The organism is Portibacter lacus (assembly GCF_021533215.1).
Taxonomy (GTDB): domain Bacteria; phylum Bacteroidota; class Bacteroidia; order Chitinophagales; family Saprospiraceae; genus Portibacter; species Portibacter lacus.
This window is the reverse complement of sequence record NZ_JAJNKA010000008.1, coordinates 218,672-236,772: the sequence shown is the minus strand read 5'-3', so window position 1 is coordinate 236,772 and position 18,101 is coordinate 218,672. Positions and strand designations below refer to the sequence as shown.

14 protein-coding genes are annotated in these 18,101 nt (G+C 35.7%); 8 read left to right on the top strand and 6 right to left on the bottom strand.

Translation table 11 applies throughout. The features are described from left to right. Positions 1-189 precede the first annotated feature (189 nt). Positions 190-2,742 carry a T9SS type A sorting domain-containing protein gene (locus L2586_RS15355; protein ID WP_235293807.1) on the top strand — a complete coding sequence of 851 codons (2,553 nt, stop codon included), beginning with the start codon at positions 190-192 and terminating at the stop codon, positions 2,740-2,742. A 68-nt stretch (positions 2,743-2,810) separates the two neighbouring features. Further along, positions 2,811-4,007, top strand: a complete 1,197-nt coding sequence (locus tag L2586_RS15350; RefSeq protein ID WP_235293806.1) for a pyridoxal phosphate-dependent aminotransferase — start codon at positions 2,811-2,813, stop codon at positions 4,005-4,007. A gap of 556 nt (positions 4,008-4,563) precedes the next feature. On the opposite strand, the gene L2586_RS15345 is transcribed toward L2586_RS15350, so the two are convergent. The 3 genes from L2586_RS15345 to L2586_RS15335 all read right to left on the bottom strand — a co-directional run bounded on the left by L2586_RS15345 (position 4,564) and on the right by L2586_RS15335 (position 8,948). After that, a complete protein-coding gene (locus L2586_RS15345; protein WP_235293805.1) occupies positions 4,564-7,047 on the bottom strand; it encodes an outer membrane beta-barrel family protein in 2,484 nt (827 codons plus the stop codon). Positions 7,048-7,099: 52 nt separating this feature from the next. Beyond that, positions 7,100-7,354, bottom strand: coding sequence for a hypothetical protein (locus tag L2586_RS15340; protein WP_235293804.1), 255 nt, complete (start codon positions 7,352-7,354; stop codon positions 7,100-7,102). An 82-nt stretch (positions 7,355-7,436) separates the two neighbouring features. Then, positions 7,437-8,948 carry an ABC transporter ATP-binding protein gene (locus tag L2586_RS15335; RefSeq protein WP_235293803.1) on the bottom strand — a complete coding sequence of 504 codons (1,512 nt, stop codon included), beginning with the start codon at positions 8,946-8,948 and terminating at the stop codon, positions 7,437-7,439. 71 nt (positions 8,949-9,019) lie between these two features. Here L2586_RS15335 and L2586_RS15330 point away from each other — a divergent pair, with 71 nt between their 5' ends. The 3 genes from L2586_RS15330 to L2586_RS15320 all read left to right on the top strand — a co-directional run bounded on the left by L2586_RS15330 (position 9,020) and on the right by L2586_RS15320 (position 11,398). Beyond that, positions 9,020-9,913 (top strand): ABC transporter ATP-binding protein, encoded by an 894-nt coding sequence (locus L2586_RS15330; RefSeq protein ID WP_235293802.1) that lies wholly within the window; start codon positions 9,020-9,022, stop codon positions 9,911-9,913. 1 nt (position 9,914) lies between these two features. Then, positions 9,915-10,721, top strand: a complete 807-nt coding sequence (locus L2586_RS15325; protein WP_235293801.1) for an ABC transporter permease subunit — start codon at positions 9,915-9,917, stop codon at positions 10,719-10,721. A gap of 494 nt (positions 10,722-11,215) precedes the next feature. Beyond that, positions 11,216-11,398 (top strand): hypothetical protein, encoded by a 183-nt coding sequence (locus tag L2586_RS15320; protein ID WP_235293800.1) that lies wholly within the window; start codon positions 11,216-11,218, stop codon positions 11,396-11,398. 339 nt (positions 11,399-11,737) lie between these two features. Here the strand turns inward: L2586_RS15320 and L2586_RS15315 are convergent, their stop codons facing one another. The 3 genes from L2586_RS15315 to L2586_RS15305 form a co-directional block, all read right to left on the bottom strand. After that, positions 11,738-12,019, bottom strand: a complete 282-nt coding sequence (locus tag L2586_RS15315; protein WP_235293799.1) for a hypothetical protein — start codon at positions 12,017-12,019, stop codon at positions 11,738-11,740. Positions 12,020-12,074: 55 nt separating this feature from the next. After that, the gene (locus tag L2586_RS15310; RefSeq protein WP_235293798.1) at positions 12,075-14,321 is read right to left on the bottom strand and encodes a right-handed parallel beta-helix repeat-containing protein; all 2,247 of its coding nucleotides are present in this window, start codon (positions 14,319-14,321) and stop codon (positions 12,075-12,077) included. A 368-nt stretch (positions 14,322-14,689) separates the two neighbouring features. Continuing rightward, positions 14,690-15,232 (bottom strand): DUF421 domain-containing protein, encoded by a 543-nt coding sequence (locus tag L2586_RS15305; RefSeq protein WP_235293797.1) that lies wholly within the window; start codon positions 15,230-15,232, stop codon positions 14,690-14,692. A gap of 350 nt (positions 15,233-15,582) precedes the next feature. Between L2586_RS15305 and L2586_RS15300 the strand changes: the two genes are divergently transcribed. Genes L2586_RS15300 through L2586_RS15290 form a run of 3 tightly spaced genes read left to right on the top strand, consistent with a single transcriptional unit; the run spans position 15,583 to position 18,099 of the window. Beyond that, positions 15,583-16,812, top strand: a complete 1,230-nt coding sequence (locus tag L2586_RS15300; protein WP_235293796.1) for a Tm-1-like ATP-binding domain-containing protein — start codon at positions 15,583-15,585, stop codon at positions 16,810-16,812. Positions 16,813-16,831: 19 nt separating this feature from the next. Continuing rightward, a complete protein-coding gene (locus tag L2586_RS15295) occupies positions 16,832-17,692 on the top strand; it encodes a phosphoenolpyruvate hydrolase family protein (RefSeq protein WP_235293795.1) in 861 nt (286 codons plus the stop codon). After that, a complete protein-coding gene (locus tag L2586_RS15290) occupies positions 17,692-18,099 on the top strand; it encodes a cupin domain-containing protein (protein ID WP_235293794.1) in 408 nt (135 codons plus the stop codon). Before L2586_RS15295 ends, L2586_RS15290 begins: the two co-directional genes overlap by 1 nt. Positions 18,100-18,101 lie beyond the last annotated feature (2 nt).

Below are 18,101 nucleotides of genomic sequence, written 5' to 3'. Positions count from 1 at the left end.
TAAGCTTTTGTTAATTTTAGAAAGCTTTAAAAGTCAATAGACAACATATTATAGATTTCTTTAATGCAAAACATATGCCGAATTTTTATAATATGTTCTTTAGTGGTAAAAAAGTCCGTAGACAACGAAATGAAATCATATGGTGTCTAGGTAAAAAAACCAGTTCCATTATCTATAAATAAAAATCATATGAAACGTTTTTCTATTTTTCTCTTCTCACTTATCGCTGCATTTACATTAAATGCACAGTCTGAATGTGGACTCGATAATTTTTCTTACGAAGTCATTCCTGATGGAAATGTTTTCTACATTGCGATAGATCAGCCCACTAACATCTACGAAAATTTCAATGTTTATATTAACGACATACCGATGGAATCTCCTGATGGTAAATTTGGTCCTTTCGAAGCAGATTGCTCTACTTTTAATTCAATTGCGATTTTTAAGAGGCAACATGAAGAATGCTATGTGATTGCTAATATCGGACGAGTTTGTTCTTCGGATGAATGCAACATTCGAGATCTAGAAGTTTCCTTTCCAGAATGCAATCCTAATGGCTTAGTCTATGTTACCTTAGATTTCAACTATAGTAATGTCTCAGACTCATTTAGAGTCAAAGGAAATGGCCAGGATTATGGCGAGTTTGTCTATAGCGATCTTCCGATTGAACTCGGTCCATTCCCAGGTGATTGTAACACTGAATATGAATTCGTGGTACAGGATTCTAAATACAACAATTGTAGAGCAGAAATTGATAATATTATAATCTGTTGCCCTATAGATTGTGGCCCTCCTATTTTCGAGATCGTAGACATGGAATGTTCTGATCAAAAGGTTAAAATGAAGCTATTTTTAGTAGAAGGATTTTATCAGAATAATATCACGATAAAGATAAATGAAGAATATATCACGAATTTTGAAATAGATAGCAACTTTATCTATCTATCTGGTGATCTTCCACTTGATATTGCAAAGCATACTATAAGCGTTTGTAGTGTAGGAATCTCTGAAGAATGTTGCTTTACGCAAGAGTTCAGTACTGATAATTGTTCGTCAGGTTCAGATTGCAAAATCTATGCAATGGAATATGATGTTCCAGAATGCCAACCTAATGAAGAAGTATTTATTAGTCTTGATTTCAAATATAAAAATACAGTAAGTGACTCCTTTATAGTACAAGGAAATGGCGTATTCTATGGTGAGTTTGCTTATACAGATTTGCCAGTGAGTGTAGGTCCATTTCAGCCAAGTTGTAATCCTAATTATGAACTTGTCGCTTATGATGCTCAAGATCAAAGTTGCAAAACGGTCCTTGAGTCGATAATCATTTGCTGTAGTGACCACTGTCTTGAGCCTATTTTCGAACTCATTTCTATGGATTGCGATAGTGATTTAGTACAAATAAAACTTGAATTAATCCACCCAATATATGGAGATGACTTATGGATATCAGTAGATGGTGATTCAGTACTTAATTACAAATTGGACTACCCTTATGTCTATATCGAAACATTAAATAATGGTGGGGAGTTTATGGAGCTTCAGATCTGTACTACTTCTAGTAATTTAGAATTTTGTTGCTATTCACAAATCGTCGATCTTATTAATTGTAACGATAATGGTAACTGCAAAATTGGTAATATACAAGCAAGTCCTAGCCAATGCAATGATGCTGAAATTCCATATTTCAAATTAGATTTTGAATATGCAAATGTCGGAAGCAAAGGTTTCTCAGTTATAGGAAATGGGCATGATTACGGAGATTTCTCCTATGAGGATTTGCCAATACTCATTTATGTTGGTGATTCATGTGATGTATTTTATGAATTTGTTGTCATTGATAATGAAAACCAGTGTTCCTCAGAAATGGAGTATGGATACTTTTGTTGCACTGATAATTGCAGCTTTAAAATTGACGAAACAAGAGTAAAATGTAATGATGGACTCATCACGGAAATTGCCTTCTATCTTTTTGAAGAAACAGATCCGATTAAATTCTACTCTATTTATGCTAATGGACTATTAATAGGTGAAACTGAAATAAATAATGAATTTATAGAGCTTAATACTCAGATTCCATTAGATGGTGCTAATCAGATAGAATTAACAGTATGTGATGATCAATGTTGTGTTTCTAGAATGCTGGATATTTCAGAATGCTACGATGATCCAACAGAATGCAGCATAACCAATGTGGAAATCAGTGAACTGGCATGTGCATCAAACACTTTAAACTTGGTTAATTTTGTCTTGGATTTTGATCATCAAGGTACTTCTAGTGGACAATTTGACATTTATTCATTAACAGGTTTATATGGTACATTTAGCTATGCTGATTTACCAATGAAAATTGAGAATTATCCAGGGTCAGATATTGGATTAAATGTGTTATTCATTTGCGATAAGGGAACATTATGTTGTCAAGCGAAATTATTCTCTCCACCAACATGCCTGATTGTTGGACCTGGAGGCGATGATGAAACAACAGGGGTTCAGTCTATTCATGAAAATAAATTCAATTATATCAAGACGAACCCGATAAACAATACTTTGATCTTAAATTCACCATATACGATTAATACCTATCACCTGTACAGTAGTGCAGGCCAGAAGGTAACAACGGTACAAAGTATCAATAAAGAAACCCTAATAGATACAAGTCCTTATACACCTGGAATGTATCTTGTTCGAATAGAAAACGAAGCGGGAATAAAAATTGAAAAATTAATAATTGCTAAATAGAACGTAAAATTTAATAAAATGATACATTTGCCTTCATAACTTAATAAACGTAATACGTGTCAATAATTATGGAGAATTTATTATCAAAAAGAGTTAGTGAAATGTCAGAGTCTGCGACTATAAAAATGGCGCAGATGGCAAGAGAGCTAAAAACACAAGGAAAGGATGTAATTAGTTTGAGTTTAGGTGAACCAGATTTTGACACGCCTGACCATATTAAAGAAGCAGCTAAGGTTGCTTTAGACGAAGGATTTACAAAGTACACTCCGGTTCCTGGGTTACTAGAACTGAGAAATGCGATTGTGGAAAAGTTTAAGCGAGAAAATGGTCTTACTTTTACTGCTAACCAAATTGTGGTTTCTAATGGAGCAAAGCAATGTGTATACAATTTGTGTATGTCATTATTGAATCCTGGTGATGAAGTGATCATTTTCACTCCTTATTGGGTTTCTTATGCGGATATTGTAAAATTAGCTGGTGGAGTACCTGTTTTCGTAAATAGTACGATAGACGATGATTTCAAAGTAAAACCGGAAGCGGTAAGAGCAGCTATCACTGATAAAACGAAAGCAGTTTTATTTTCTTCTCCTTGTAACCCAACGGGTTCAGTTTATACAGCGGAAGAATTAGAAGCGATTGCTAATGTTATAGGTGAAAGAGATGATATCATAATTTTTTCTGATGAGATTTATGAGTTGATCAACTTTGGAGGAAAGCATGCTAGTATCGGATCTTTCGATAGTGTGAAAGATCAGACGGTAACAATCAATGGATTTTCTAAAGGTTATTCAATGACTGGATGGAGACTTGGATATATCGGTGCTCCACAATGGATTGCATCAGCTTGTGCGAAGATTCAAGGTCAAGTAACTTCAGGAGCTAATGCCTTCGGACAGCGGGCTGCAATTGTAGCATTGGAGGGAGACCAGCAGCCATCTGTGGATATGAAGAATGCTTTCGAGAAAAGAAAACACATGGTTAGGGATTTATTATCTGAAATTCCAGGTATTAAAATTAATGATCCTCAAGGTGCATTTTACTTATTTCCAGATGTGAGCTCTTACTTTGGTAAAAGCTATGGTGAGTACAATATTGAGAATTCAGAAGACTTTGCAGCTTACATCTTACAAGAAGCATTGGTAGGAACTGTAGGTGGTGGTGCATTCGGTGCAGATGATTGTATCAGAATTTCATATGCTGCTTCGGAAGAAGAATTAAAAGAGGCGATGAAGAGAATTAAAGATGCACTGGCATTGTTGAAATAATTACAAACCACTTAAAGCATAAATATAAGAGACTCGTAATGAATATTGCGGGTCTTTTTTTTTGGACCATGTTGCTTATTTTAGTGCCAGCTTTTCTTTCATAGGACCTAGAAATTTTATCCGAAAAAATCTATAATCTTGATTTTCATGTACACTTTGAAGACCATATTCAGCTCTGCAATCCTTGCCAGAACCTATTTCATCACTCGGCTTACAGATCTTCATCACTCGGCTAGATGAGACTACCCTAGCCGAGAAGACCATATTCAGCTCTGCAATCCTTGCCAGAACCCTTTTCTTCACTCGGCTTACAGATCTTCATCAATCTGCTAGATGAGACTACCCGAGTCGAGATGACCATATTCAGCTCTCCAATCCTTTCCAGTACCCACTTCATCACTCGGCTAGATGAAACAACCCGAGCCGAGAAGACCATATTCAGCTCTGCAATCCTTGCCAAAACCTATTACAACACTCAGCTAACAGATCTAAATAAAAAAAGGCTTATCAGTTTCGAAACTAATAAGCCTTTCCTTTACTCTTTTAAAACTTTCACTTAGAACTCTTCTCCTCCACCATCAAAATCACCACCATTTCCTTTCTCACGGCCTCTTTTCTTTTCTTGGTTGATTCTATAATTCAATGAAACCACAACTGACCTTGCTCGTCGTTGGAATTCACTTTCTGAATAAAAAGTCCCTATTTGTGCATTATCATCATAAAGTGCGAACTCATTAATAGATTGATACTTTCTTGAATTAAGAAGATCTCTAACATTGACCGATAAAGAAATATTCTGCTTAGGAAATTCCTTCCCTAATCCAATATCTATGCTAGTTATTCCCTTACGAGAACCTTGAGTCGTCTTTCTTGCTCCTCTGTGATCTACTCTCACTTGTGCTTCGAAAGTCTTAGACATTTTGATCTTATTATTCAATCTGGTAAACCATGAATAAGCATCTGCGGTGAAATCCTCCTGAACATTAGCTCCGTCGGTAATCGATCTGAAAATATTCAAACTTCCACTTAAGTCATACCACTTCACAAACTTATAGTTCCCTGTAAATTCAAATCCTAAATCATCTTGCGTATTCAAATTTTCAGGTCTTCTAATGGTTACACCATCTGAAGTTACCGTTTGAACCCAATCCATCACGTCTGTAGAATGTCTGTAATAAAATGAAGATGTTAAAGACCCTTTTTCAAAGTAATTCACGTAACCTATTTCATATGAATCTGTGAACTCAGGATTCAAATTAGGATTACCGCTATACTGATTCCTTGGGTCACTGAAGGTGAAGAAAGGATTCAGATCTCTAAATCTCGGTCTTCTAATTCTTCTACTGTAACTCACTTGAAATGAATTCTCATCATTTATTTTATAGGATACAAAGGCACTTGGAAACAAATTGATATAATCTCTAGAATTAGCTCCCTCATCTGAATCAAGCAACTCTGTCTCGATTAAAGAGTACTCCGCTCTTACACCTACTTGGTAAGACCATCTTAGATATTCCTTACCATAGATACCATATACCCCATTGATAAACTCATTGTAATTAAAATCGTTTGATAAATTAGCAAGACGAATCCATTCATTATCAAATTCCTCTTCTACTAAATATTTATTAGAAATAAGTCTGTAGGAAGATTGAATTCCAGTTTCGAAAACACCATCATTAGGCAGTGGTCTCTTATAATCAAGTTTCAGATTAATCCTACGTTCCGTTTCACTATTTGCTGATCGTTGAATTAAATTGTCTTCTCCCGTAGGCACCCTATTCGCATCAAAGAATTCTTGTGAAAAGTCTGAAGATTCAATTTCAGTATTATCTTGAAATCTTAGATCCGCAATCAATGAATGATCCTTTCCCTTCAACTTTTTATCATATGTCAATGCGTATTCCGTGTCATATTCATTCTCTAATTCATCATCATATCTTTCAGAAAGGCCAACTAACTGCTCCCTTGAATTAAGAAAGTCCTCATAAAACACTGAATTTCGATTCTCTTCTAGTGACCTTCTAAATGAAAAAGAAGAAGTCAAAATGTTATTATCGTTGATAAAATAATCCATTCCAAGACTTATGTTTCCATTGACTCCATTTCTATTCATATCTCTGGTGGAACTAAAAATCTCTGATGTGCCATCGAAGTATTTTTGCTCTTGATAAGTAAAACCTGAACCTGGTCCAGTTCTATATCCAGCGCCAATAGAAGAAAATAAATTAATTTTTTCTCTTCTATAATTAAGGTTAAAAGCGGTAGACCCCATTAAAGGATAACCACCTGAAACATCTATCGAACCATTAAATCCACGTTTTCTATCTTTCTTTAATACGATATTAATTATTCCAGCCATCCCCTCTGCTTCATATCGAGAACTCGGATTAGTAATGACTTCTACTGACTCGATCATATTACTCGGAATATTTCTCAATCCATTCGTATTGCCATCACCCACCATCATACTTGGCTTGCCATCGATAAGTATCCTTACACCACCACTTCCTCTTAGTTCTACACCTCCATCTAGATCTACAGAAACAGAAGGCACATTATCAAGAACATCTTCTGCCGTTCCTCCTTTATTTGTTAGATCTTTTCCAACATTAAATACTTTTTTATCTAAGCTAAGTGAAACTTGTGATCGTTCTTCCACAATAACTACTTCGTCTAACTTTTCCGCATCTATGGACAAGTTAAAATCTGGCAATTCTATGTTTTTATTATCTTTCGTTACAACGATGTCTGTAATCTTTCCAGGTGCATATGAGATGAACTCAATTTCTAAATAATAATTTCCAGGCTTTGTTTCAATGGTATATTTTCCTTCTTGATCTGTAATAGCGCCTCCTACGAGTGTAGAAGTTTCTGTTTCAAATAAAGATAACGTTGAAAACTCTAGTGGTACGCCACTGTCTCCATCAATTATTTTACCAGAAATAGTATGTTGAATTGCGCTTTTGTTGTTTTTTTGTCCATAGCCCAAGGTTAAAGTGCATAAAAATACCAGTAGGATTGCTAATCTATTTTCCATAAGTTGAATTTCTTCTTAATAACTAAGACAGAAGAAAACTGGAAAGGTTTAATTAAGCTCTAGTAAAAATTAATTCCATGATTCTTTGGAAACTATTCTCGAAGAAATGTAAGTCCGGAAGTACAATTTCTTCAATTCTGAAATCAGAATAACTAATGTCACCCATATATTCAGCTATCATCAAAGTATTTTCTGTACACAAATTCAGATAAGCGAAACAGGACAGGCTTAGGAAAGCAACTGCAAAGAACATGTAGGCTACATGTTTTCTTCTTTTTTCTTGTGGAGGCATAATAATTGTTTTCATTGGGTTCTATCTAAAAGACACAATCTTTTTGCAAAGGTTGCATACCATAAGAACGGAACTAAGATTAAAAAAGTTACACTTATCAGTATCTATTTAAGAAATATTTAACCTTATAGATGGAATTAATTAGTTCTTTGGCGTATCCTTCTTGGTTTTCTTCAAATAAATGTTTGGTTTCACCTAAAAATTCCATTCCTCCATTCTTCATTATCAACACCCTATGACAGAAATATTTAACCAATGAAATATCGTGCGAAATAAACACAATCGTCAGATCATCACCTTTACTTGAAAGCAAATCTATGATCTCCATTTGTACTTTCAGATCTAGACCAGAAGTGATCTCATCACATATTAACACAGATGGATTACAGGCTAAACTTCGCGCTAGATTTACCCTTTGCCTTTGGCCTCCTGATAATTCAGTGATCTTCCTATTAAGAATATCAGTTGATAAATTAACCGAAGCCAACAATTCTCCGATGTCCCGTTTTTTTTCTTGAAGTCGGATCACTTCATGTAGAATTGCCTTTATAGAGAGATCAGGATCAACTGAATTGTACGCATCTTGGAAAACATAACTAATATTTCTCTGATTAACTTTTGAAGAAATACGACCTTCAGTAGGAGGAATCATTCCTGATAGACATTTCGCTAATGTAGTTTTGCCACTTCCAGACTCTCCTATGATACCAAGATTTTCCCCTTTCTTTATACAAAAACTCAAATCCTTGAAGGCATACTTGCCACTTCTAAATTGAACAGAAAGCTCTTTAATATCCATTAAATCCTCTGAATTTCCCGAAACCTTAAATTGACCATTATAAAAGTCTTTTAATTGTTCCACTAATTGCTGAGAGACCTGGTGTGCCGACTTAGTAAAAAAAGAATCCACATCTTGATTAGCGATCAGTGCGCCCTTATCAATGTGCAAAATCCGATCAGCAAAATCACTAACCAATGCCAGATCATGGGTAATCAATAATATACTCAATCCTTCTTCCGCCTTCAGCTTTTTTAGAAGATCTATAATTTTTATCTGGACAATTCTATCCAATGATGCAGTAGGTTCATCAAGTATTAAAAATTCCGGATGGCAGGCAAGTCCCATCGCAATCATAACTCTCTGAAGTTCACCGCCAGATAATTGATGCGGAAAGGAGTGATAGATTCGATCAGTTTCATTTAGCTCGACTTTGTGGAAGAGTTCTTTCGTGTTCTGCTCTGCTTCTACCCTACTGAGCGACATTTGCTTCCTAAGAATTCTTTTTATCTGCACACCGCACTTCACAACCGGATTAAGGGATAACTGTGCATTTTGAAATACAATAGCGATATCTTTCGGCAGCGATATCTGAGGGTTCTTTTTATCATTATAAACCAATTTTTCAGCAGATACCTTTGCAATATGGGCCTCTAACAAATTAAAAATTGAAGAAATGGCAACTGATTTCCCGCTGCCTGTTTCGCCGATTATCGCAACAGTTTCTCCTTTTTGTATGGCAAAACTAAGATCCTTCACAACCTGAGTTTCTCCGAAATAAGTATTTAATTTCTGGACTTCTAAAATTGTCTGTCCATCAGAATGCTGCATTAATCGTATTTTAGTGCTAAAATTAAACAATCTGTCTTATATTCATCATTGCAAGACGAACGAACTAACATATGTCAGTATTAAAAATAAATAATCTCCATAAAAATTATGGAAATATACATGCCTTGAACGGGTTAAATCTGGAAGTGGAAGCTGGTCAGGTTTACGGAATTTTAGGCCCTAACGGTAGTGGAAAAACCACCACCTTAGGAATTATCCTTGGTATTCTTGAACAGACCTCGGGCTCTTTTACTTGGTTTGATAATAAATACGGAGATAATCCGAGGCGAAGAATAGGAGCCATATTAGAAACTCCAAATTTCTATCCATATTTGGATGCTATTTCTAATCTGAAAATCGTACAAAGAATTAAAAAATCGCACAACGATGACTTAGATGAAATTCTCCGAAAAATTAACTTATACGAGCGGAGAGAAAGTAAATTTAGAACCTTTTCACTAGGAATGAAACAGAGACTAGCGATAGGTGCAACCTTAATCGGTGAACCTGACGTTGTTATTTTCGATGAACCGACGAATGGACTGGATCCACAAGGAATTGCTGAAGTTAGGACAACCTTACAAGACATTGCAGACTCTGGAAAAACGGTCATCATGGCAAGCCACATCTTGGATGAGGTAGAAAAGATATGCTCTCACGTAGCGATCATTAAAAAAGGAAACCTACTTGCAACTGGATCGGTTGGTTCGATTCTAAGTACCGATACAACTGTAGAAATCGGTGCAACAGATATGAATTTATTGAAGAATATCTTAAGCAATATATCTTCTATTAAGTCGGCAATCGATCGCCCAGGATTCATTGAATGCTCAGTTGCTAATGAGGATCAATTCGAAAACATTGTCAAAAGCTGTATCGATGGCGGCATCGTGCCTACCCACATCATTAAGCGTAAGAAAAGACTAGAGGAAGAATTTTTAGAAATCACAAAAGAAACGGCTTAACATGTTAAACTACTTGAAATTAGAATACCAGAAATTTGGCAATAACGCCGTTGTGAACATGCTCCTTGCAATGTACATGTTGTTTTTGCCAACTTTGATTTTTATCGGAAAGCAAGTTCAGCCTATTCCCCCAGTTCTGCTTAGCAATGATGTATTTTTTGAATTTCCTACCGTATGGGAATGGATGGGATTCGCTGGAAACTGGTTGGTATTTTTCTGTTTAGGCTTTGTTGCTGTGCACATCATTACTTCTGAAGTATCTAACAAGACGATGCGTCAGGCGGTGATAAATGGTCAGACGAGAACGGAATTCTTTATCGGGAAAGTTATATTTATTGTTACGCTAAGCTTTCTAGCAACTGTATATTTTGCACTTGCGACTTTTGTCATCGGATGGTTTAACACAGATTCTCCTACGATCGGTCTAGCTCTGGAAGGATGGCCAGCTATATTAAGATATTTTCTGATGTGCCTAGGCTATTTGTCTTTCGGACTAATGATCGGTATTGTCATTCGACGATCTGGTATAGCAGTCTTGACTTTCTGGTCTTACATTTTATTCCTCGAGCCAGCGATTCGGTGGTTAGGACACAAGAAGATATTCAATAATGAAACAATGAATTACTGGCCTATGAATGCGGTAGAGGACTTACAACCTTTCCCATTCTATAAATTTGCCAGCTTTATACCTAGCGAGGTCAAATTCGACTTTCTATTAGACTATAAAGTTGCGGTCATTTTAACATGTTTTTATACTGTTTTATTTATTGGTTTAGCCTATTGGAGCTTGTTGAAGAAAGATATGTAGGTTTTTATTTGCTTTTGTAACTCAGCCTAAATCTACTTGTAGTTAGCATATTTATTAGCCAATAAAGGGCGTAAATAATGCATATGTAGTCACCCTATCATTTTCGAAGTGATCTGACTTATTCATTAGAGTTCATTATTCTATGTCAATTTATAAGTTTCCTATAACTATAAATAAAGACTTGATTGTACATACTTTCAAGCTGTATAAATCATCTCTACTTTTTATCTGCCCAACCTCTTATTTATCTAATTAGCTTGTTGCTTTTATGAAGCTGTATCCAAATACCGCATCTATAGCTTTTATATTTCTTGACATATTTCCCCTACTCCACTTCTAAATAAGCATGAATTCTTTTCTAATGCCAATGGTCTTTTGATTCGTTAGTTGCTTGCCTTTCAATATTTTTGTTTAACATTTACAACTTAATACTTGAACAAAATAGCAATATTAACAGTTTAGATAATATATTAATCATTATCAAAATCAATACAATGCTGAAAAAATTAAGCAAAACAGATGTAATAATGCTTTTCCTAGCTTTCTCTACGCTCATCTTATCAGAAATCATGTGGTTTAACGGAGAAACCGACGGAGCACTTTTCTTAGGCTTATGGGTACCTTCTATTCTAGCCTTTGCTATTTATTTAAAACTTATAAAGATTGACAACAAATGATAGACCTCATACCATATATCTCAGGAGCAGTCACCTTACTGTTCGGAATTAGCTTTTATTTTGGATTACAAGAATTCAAAGACATTCAAGATGAAGAAAAAATTCACCATAAATAATGTTTGTGGTGGATATACCTAGGTCTATATAAAGCAAAATGTGGAAGAGTTTCAGGTCAGTAACTATGATTAGGAATTAAAAAGAGATTATTAGATTAAGCTAATTGTTCTCTAATAACTTCTTCCGTTTTTAATGGTCAATGTAGTTGCTATGAATATTGCTAATGCTAACATCACATTAAGCTGCTCTTATTTCTAGGTCAATGTATAAATGTCATTCATATTAATCAATTGATCTAATTATCCTAAGCGCTTTTTGATAGTCAGCATCAGGCATTTTTTTAGTAGGAATGGTTTCAAACTCATTAAAACTTTGAGAACTATCATAGTGGTCAAATCCAATACCTGTCTCATCCCCTTTTTTCCAATGCATACCTTCTGGTAATATAGGATGGAAACCCCATTCTACCTTCTTATCATTAGCTCTAATCTTAATGTAATACACTACATCGATACCGTGACGATCTGTAATTTGGTCATAGACCACTTTAATAGGTTTTTCCATATAATGATGGTTTAATAATTTAGCTTACTAATGTATAATGATTTTTGATCATCAATCATTTCAAATTTTCTTTGGATATTTCAGTTCGAAACTCATCAATATATAGTCCCATTTTATCAAATGGAATCGGCTCGAACCCTGGAATCTTTTGGAATACTTCTGAATCCTTTTTCAGATTGAAATTCTTATTCTCATAATCTAAGAATCCTGGATCATTTTCAGTTCTATAATTATTGACATAATCACATTGCGCATGCTCACCACCAGCTAGATGTAATGGGTTTTCAGGACCACCAACGATTAAATTATTACTTAAAATGTTACGTCTAGAACGCATCCCTTCCCATTCTTTTCCTTCAACGATTGGATCCAGGTAATTCGCTAATTCTGGATACCTTTCTGAATATGGACTAACTGAAATATTGACATTCTCTAAAAGACGTTTTCTTAATAATCCTTCTTCCCCAAATGTTGCTTGCCCTCCATTTTTATACCAAGAATAATAGTGTGCAGAAAATTCTCCTGTTTTCGAAATTGGTTCTATGACTATGTTATTCTTAAATTTTAAATCCCAGCCAGTATTGGTAAAGATCACGCCGTGCTTGGTATTCATTTTATAAAATACATTTCCATAAACAAGCACATCAGTACTTGAATCATCACAATAAATCCCCATATTCATTCGATTAGGATTACCGCAATCATGAAAGTAATTATACCGAATAACATTTCCGCGATCACTTGGATCTCTTCCGATATACCAAGGTGAAGTATCATCAGAATTTAAGGTTACATGATGAATATGATTGTATTCGAAAAGATGTTCATTACCGTGCACATAGATTCCCTGCCATTCTGAATCAAAAATTTCACAATGCGATATTCGATTTCCGCAACCATCTATATTGATTCCAGACCATAAAAATTTGTTTCTTCTGTTGTAGTTATGAACCTTACAATTCTCAACGTAATTATTCCCTGGAATCAGTTTACGCTTACTACCTCCACTTAAGTAAATCCCTCCACTTCCAGTATTATAGACATCACAACTTACAATTCCATGATTGGATCCAGCTTTACGATCCCAATGAGTATATTTATAGATATGCCCCTGAAGATTTCCTATTCTCCTTGAAATCGGAACACCTTCATAATCATCGTGTGTGATGTGTGGAAATGTTTGTTTCGCTCCTTGTCCCATCAGAATTCCGCTTGTCCCGACGTTTCTAACTGTACACCCAGCAATTAAATTATGAGAACCTCGCTCTATATAAATACCTATTCCTCTCCCTACTTCTACTATTAGATCACGTATTGTCACATAACTACTTCCTTCTAAACTGACGATCGGATCTTCTAAAATAGAAACCATTATAGAACTAGCATTCATATCTGCAGGTGGCCAAAAATAAAGTATCCCTGAAGATTTATCTACATACCATTCGCCAGGACTATCTAATTCTTCTAAAATATTGTAAGCCACATAATGCTGAAAATCTCGACCGCTTGCTACTCCATATAAAGAAGGAGTTGTCAATTTGATTTGCTTGTTTTTTGGATTGATTGATTCAACTAAAATGTTATCATCAGCATAGCCATATTTAAATGAACCTTGAAACCAAACATCTTCAAGTCCAATCCATTTTTCATGTCTTAGATCTGTATATTCGAATATACCACCTCGCTCACCATAATCTTGAACTCTAGGCACAGATCCTGGATCTATGACTTTACCAATTTTAATATAACCTTCGTTTGGATACCTTGCTAATGTCATCGCCTCATTGTTAAAAAACAACTCGATTGGAGAAGGATTCACGGACATCGCATGACCGTATTGCTTGATTTGTCCATAATCAGTGATGCCCATTGCTCCTAAATCGATCTGCATCACTTTACCTCTTGCTTCTTTAGGTAACCGGTCTAGAATAGAAGAATTCGACACCTTTTCAAATTGCTCTACTGGAAGACGACTTCCTCCTATGATTTTAACTTCTTCATTAGGCATGGCTCGCCAAACAATTCGAGCATCTACTTCACCTGAATCATTTTCATTAAGTGCGAAAGCTTGATTTTGCTCATAAGTGCCCTCTCCTATCCATACAGTAATTCCTCCTTTCGGCAAATCATTTAATGATTTGTACTTTCTTATTAAGTCACGCGCCGCTTCTAATGTTGCAACGGGTTCAGATTCTGTTCCAGGATGTGCGTCGTTACCGCTTGGATTAACGTAGATGTTTTGAGCGGTAGTAATAATTAGAGTAAATGAAAGTAGAATGGAAACGAAAATCTTAAGTTTCATGCATAAGTCTTTATCAGTGTGGAATAATTCGAATGTAAGACTTTTTCAAAAAACTACATACTATCATCTAAAGTACTTGTGCAAATACCACGCTTTAGTTCGGCGAATTCGAAGTTAAAAACAACCGAAAAGAAAACTTCATCATATCAACTCTTGTACTTGTCCGGTTACCAGCGGAAGCTTATGAATGTATTTACTTCGAATTAATTAAGTCTTTCGCAACCCATAATATTGATAGGCTGACTACAGGTCAGTCCATCAAATTATTCGACAGTTAAAGAGGAAAACTTCATTATGATTTTTTTAGGTCAATGCAAACTCATATCTATCAAATAAAATTGGAACATAGAACATATACTTAAGCAATCCTAGACCGATGAACTTGTACTCCTTCTCACACCTGAAAGCAATTCCTCATCAAAATTTTCATCCTTTTTATCATACGAAGAATGAAGCACAGAAATATCTCCCGTAGATTCTAAAACAACAGCATAAACTTGATCATAATTTAGCACATTGGCCTCTCGTAATTTAGCTATGAGTTGTTCCTTTTCTATTCGAGCGAATTTCAAATTATCATATAAGATATCATTACCATCCATCAACAATAATGGAGCATTAGAAATCAAACTACTTAAAGCTGGCGATTTTCTTTGCAAAAAAGAAAAAAAATAGGTAATCAAAAGCAATCCAGCGATTGCAATAGAACCATGTACCAAACTTGTAGAAGAAGTCAACGTAGAAGATATGATACTACCAATCGCAATTGTAAAGGCAAAATCATATGCCGTAAATTTTGCGAAAGAACGAAGTCCTATGATTCTGGTAAGTATTATGATGACAATGAAAATATAAAAACATCCTATTAAGGTTTGCAAAAGAGGATCGTCGGTACTGTATATCCAATTCATATTTGTAATTTAAATTTATTTTCCAATGTCTTGTCTTTACCTAAATACGACATACGCTACCTAAGTATTTCCTTATTTAAATTGTTCGCAACATATACTTTAATACGGCTCGACTTGATAAACACTGTTCCTTTATTTAGAAACAAAAATTGACATAAACCAATATGATAATCTAGGAAAATGAAAGAGTGTTACTTAGCCTATAGCACGTTAAAATTTACACTCATAGACCAATTCATCAAAAGCTTATTCATCCCTTCGGCTAGAAGATTTCAAGAAATGTTAAAATTTCATTGTTGACAGATAGAATTTCACAGGTGAATTGTTATTTTTAGTTAACTAATAAATATATGGACACATTTAATTCTGGTCGGCAGTCCAAAATGGTCATTTTGGGATGCTTTGATTCAAAAAGTGAGGAATTTGAATATTTATATTCATGCCTCAAGGAATTAAATGTAGAGGTTTTCACTATAAATACGGGCGTTCGCTCAACTGAGGTAAATTTCCACATTGATGTTTCAGCAGAGGAAGTTGCCAAAGCTGCTGGATATGAATTATCGACAATTTCAAAGCTAATTCAAAGAGGTGAAATTCTTGAAATCATGGGATTAGGTGCCCAAGAAATCGTATCTGAATTAAAAGATAAAATCAATATTTTAGGTGCCATCGGAATGGGCGGTGGCGGTGGAACTTACTTGACTATTATGGCCATGCAAGCTCTACCTTTTGGCATACCTAAAATATGTATCAGTACCGTTGCCACTAAAGATTTATCTAGGCAAATTGGTGCTAAAGATATTGTGATGATTCCTTCTATTGTGGACTTAGCTGGTCTAAATTCCATCAGTAGAAAAGTCATCAGTCAAGCAGCATCAGCCATCTTAGGCATGGCTAATGCTAAGCAACCAAAGGAAGCGTACACCAAGAAAACCATTGCTATATCTATGTTCGGCAATACGACCGAATGTGTCAACTATTGTTCAGATTTGTTAAAAGCAAAAGGATACGAAGTACTTTGCTTTCATGCTGTAGGATCTGGCGGAAGGACCATGGAAGCATTAATAGAAGATGGTTTAATAGATGCAGTTTTGGATATCACAATCACGGAATTGGCAGATGAACTTTGTGGAGGAATCTGCAGTGCAGGACCTGAAAGACTAGAAACTGCTGGAAAAGTAGGGATTCCTCAGGTTGTGGTGCCTGGATGTCTTGACATGGTCAACTTTGCTCAATTAGATACGGTACCTAAAAAGTATGCTGACCGATTGCTATTTAATTGGGCTCCAGACGTAACATTAATGAGAACGGATAAAGCTGAAAACATCGCATTAGGTAGCCTCATAGCCAGTAAACTTAATCGCTCAAAAGGAAAAGCGACCATACTATTACCTCTAAAAGGTATTTCAATTGTCAGCTCTGAAGGAAATTTGTTTTATGCTCCTGAGACTGATAAGGCATTATTTGATACTATTAAATCGAAAGTAAATAACAATATAACCATCAGAGAAGTAAACTTTAACATAAATGATATCGCTTTTGCAAAAGAAGCAGTAGATTCAATACTTGAACTTATTTAAATTTTAAACCAACTATTATATGCCAAATCCATGGACTGGGATAGGAAATCCTTATACAAAACAAGAAGTAATAGATCGACTTCGAATAACCATCAATGACAAAAAAGCCATCATCGGCGCAGGAGCAGGAACAGGAATTAGTGCCAAATTTATAGAAAAAGGTGGTGCAGATTTCATCATCGTATACAACTCAGGTCGTTTCAGAATGTCAGGGCACGGCTCTACAGCTGGGCTAATGGCCTATGGAGACGCGAATGCAGTAGCCATGGAAATTGGTGAGTTTGAGGTGCTTCCAGTGGTTGAAGAAATTCCAGTAATCTGCGGAGTGCATGGTAGTGATCCAAGAAGACGAATGTGGCACTTCCTCGGCAAAGTTAAGGATATGGGCTTCTCTGGAGTTAATAATTTCCCTACACATTCGATCATCGATGGACACTTCAGAAATGTGCTAGAAGAAACAGGAATGAGTTTTCAGAAGGAAGTAGAAATGATTAGACTTGCTTCGAAAATGGATTTATTCACCGTAGTTTATGTCGCAAAACCTGAGGAAGCTGTACAAATGGCTGATGTTGGAGCTGATGCGATTATCACACATGTCGGAACTACTGTAGGAGGCTCGATAGGTGTAACTTCAGCTTCTTGCACAATGGATGATGCCATCGAGAGAACTCAAATAATCATTGACGCAGTCAAAAAAAGTAACCCAGATACTATTTTTCTTACCCATGGAGGGCCCGTTAATACACCAGCTGATGTAAGGAAGGTACTTGATCATACAGAAGCTCATGGTTTCGTCGGCGCCTCTTCGCTCGAACGAATGGGTGTGGAAGCTTCATTGACATCACTGACTCAAGAATTTAAATCCATCACTTTAAGATAATGAACAATTATTTTAAATTTCTAGAAGAGAAGGAAACTAAAATTGTCGATTATCAAGGTCGCGGTCATCGATGGTATTTTAATCCAGACGAAACTGCGGGCGCTGATACCATTTTGGTACACGTTACGATCAAAAAAGGTGACGGACACAGTTTCCATCGACACCCAGAAATGAATGAAACGCTCTATATTTTAAAAGGAACGGCAGAACAATGGATAGAAGAAGAAAAAAGAATTCTGACGAGAGGTGCTGCTGTTTATATAGATCCGAATATCGTACACGCTACTTTTAATATTGGCGATGATGACTTAGAATTTCTAGCTGTACTTGCTCCTGCGGATGGTTGGGAAGCTGGAACGATCGATGAATCTATGAATCTCCCTTATTCACAATACCGAACTACTTAACA

Coding starts and splice junctions, on each gene's coding strand:
- L2586_RS15355 (WP_235293807.1), top strand. CDS start 190: ATGAAACGTTTTTCTATTTTTCTCTTCTCACTTATCGCTGCATTTACA.
- L2586_RS15350 (WP_235293806.1), top strand. CDS start 2,811: ATGGAGAATTTATTATCAAAAAGAGTTAGTGAAATGTCAGAGTCTGCG.
- L2586_RS15345 (WP_235293805.1), bottom strand. CDS start 7,047: ATGGAAAATAGATTAGCAATCCTACTGGTATTTTTATGCACTTTAACC.
- L2586_RS15340 (WP_235293804.1), bottom strand. CDS start 7,354: ATGAAAACAATTATTATGCCTCCACAAGAAAAAAGAAGAAAACATGTA.
- L2586_RS15335 (WP_235293803.1), bottom strand. CDS start 8,948: ATGCAGCATTCTGATGGACAGACAATTTTAGAAGTCCAGAAATTAAAT.
- L2586_RS15330 (WP_235293802.1), top strand. CDS start 9,020: ATGTCAGTATTAAAAATAAATAATCTCCATAAAAATTATGGAAATATA.
- L2586_RS15325 (WP_235293801.1), top strand. CDS start 9,915: ATGTTAAACTACTTGAAATTAGAATACCAGAAATTTGGCAATAACGCC.
- L2586_RS15320 (WP_235293800.1), top strand. CDS start 11,216: ATGCTGAAAAAATTAAGCAAAACAGATGTAATAATGCTTTTCCTAGCT.
- L2586_RS15315 (WP_235293799.1), bottom strand. CDS start 12,019: ATGGAAAAACCTATTAAAGTGGTCTATGACCAAATTACAGATCGTCAC.
- L2586_RS15310 (WP_235293798.1), bottom strand. CDS start 14,321: ATGAAACTTAAGATTTTCGTTTCCATTCTACTTTCATTTACTCTAATT.
- L2586_RS15305 (WP_235293797.1), bottom strand. CDS start 15,232: ATGAATTGGATATACAGTACCGACGATCCTCTTTTGCAAACCTTAATA.
- L2586_RS15300 (WP_235293796.1), top strand. CDS start 15,583: ATGGACACATTTAATTCTGGTCGGCAGTCCAAAATGGTCATTTTGGGA.
- L2586_RS15295 (WP_235293795.1), top strand. CDS start 16,832: ATGCCAAATCCATGGACTGGGATAGGAAATCCTTATACAAAACAAGAA.
- L2586_RS15290 (WP_235293794.1), top strand. CDS start 17,692: ATGAACAATTATTTTAAATTTCTAGAAGAGAAGGAAACTAAAATTGTC.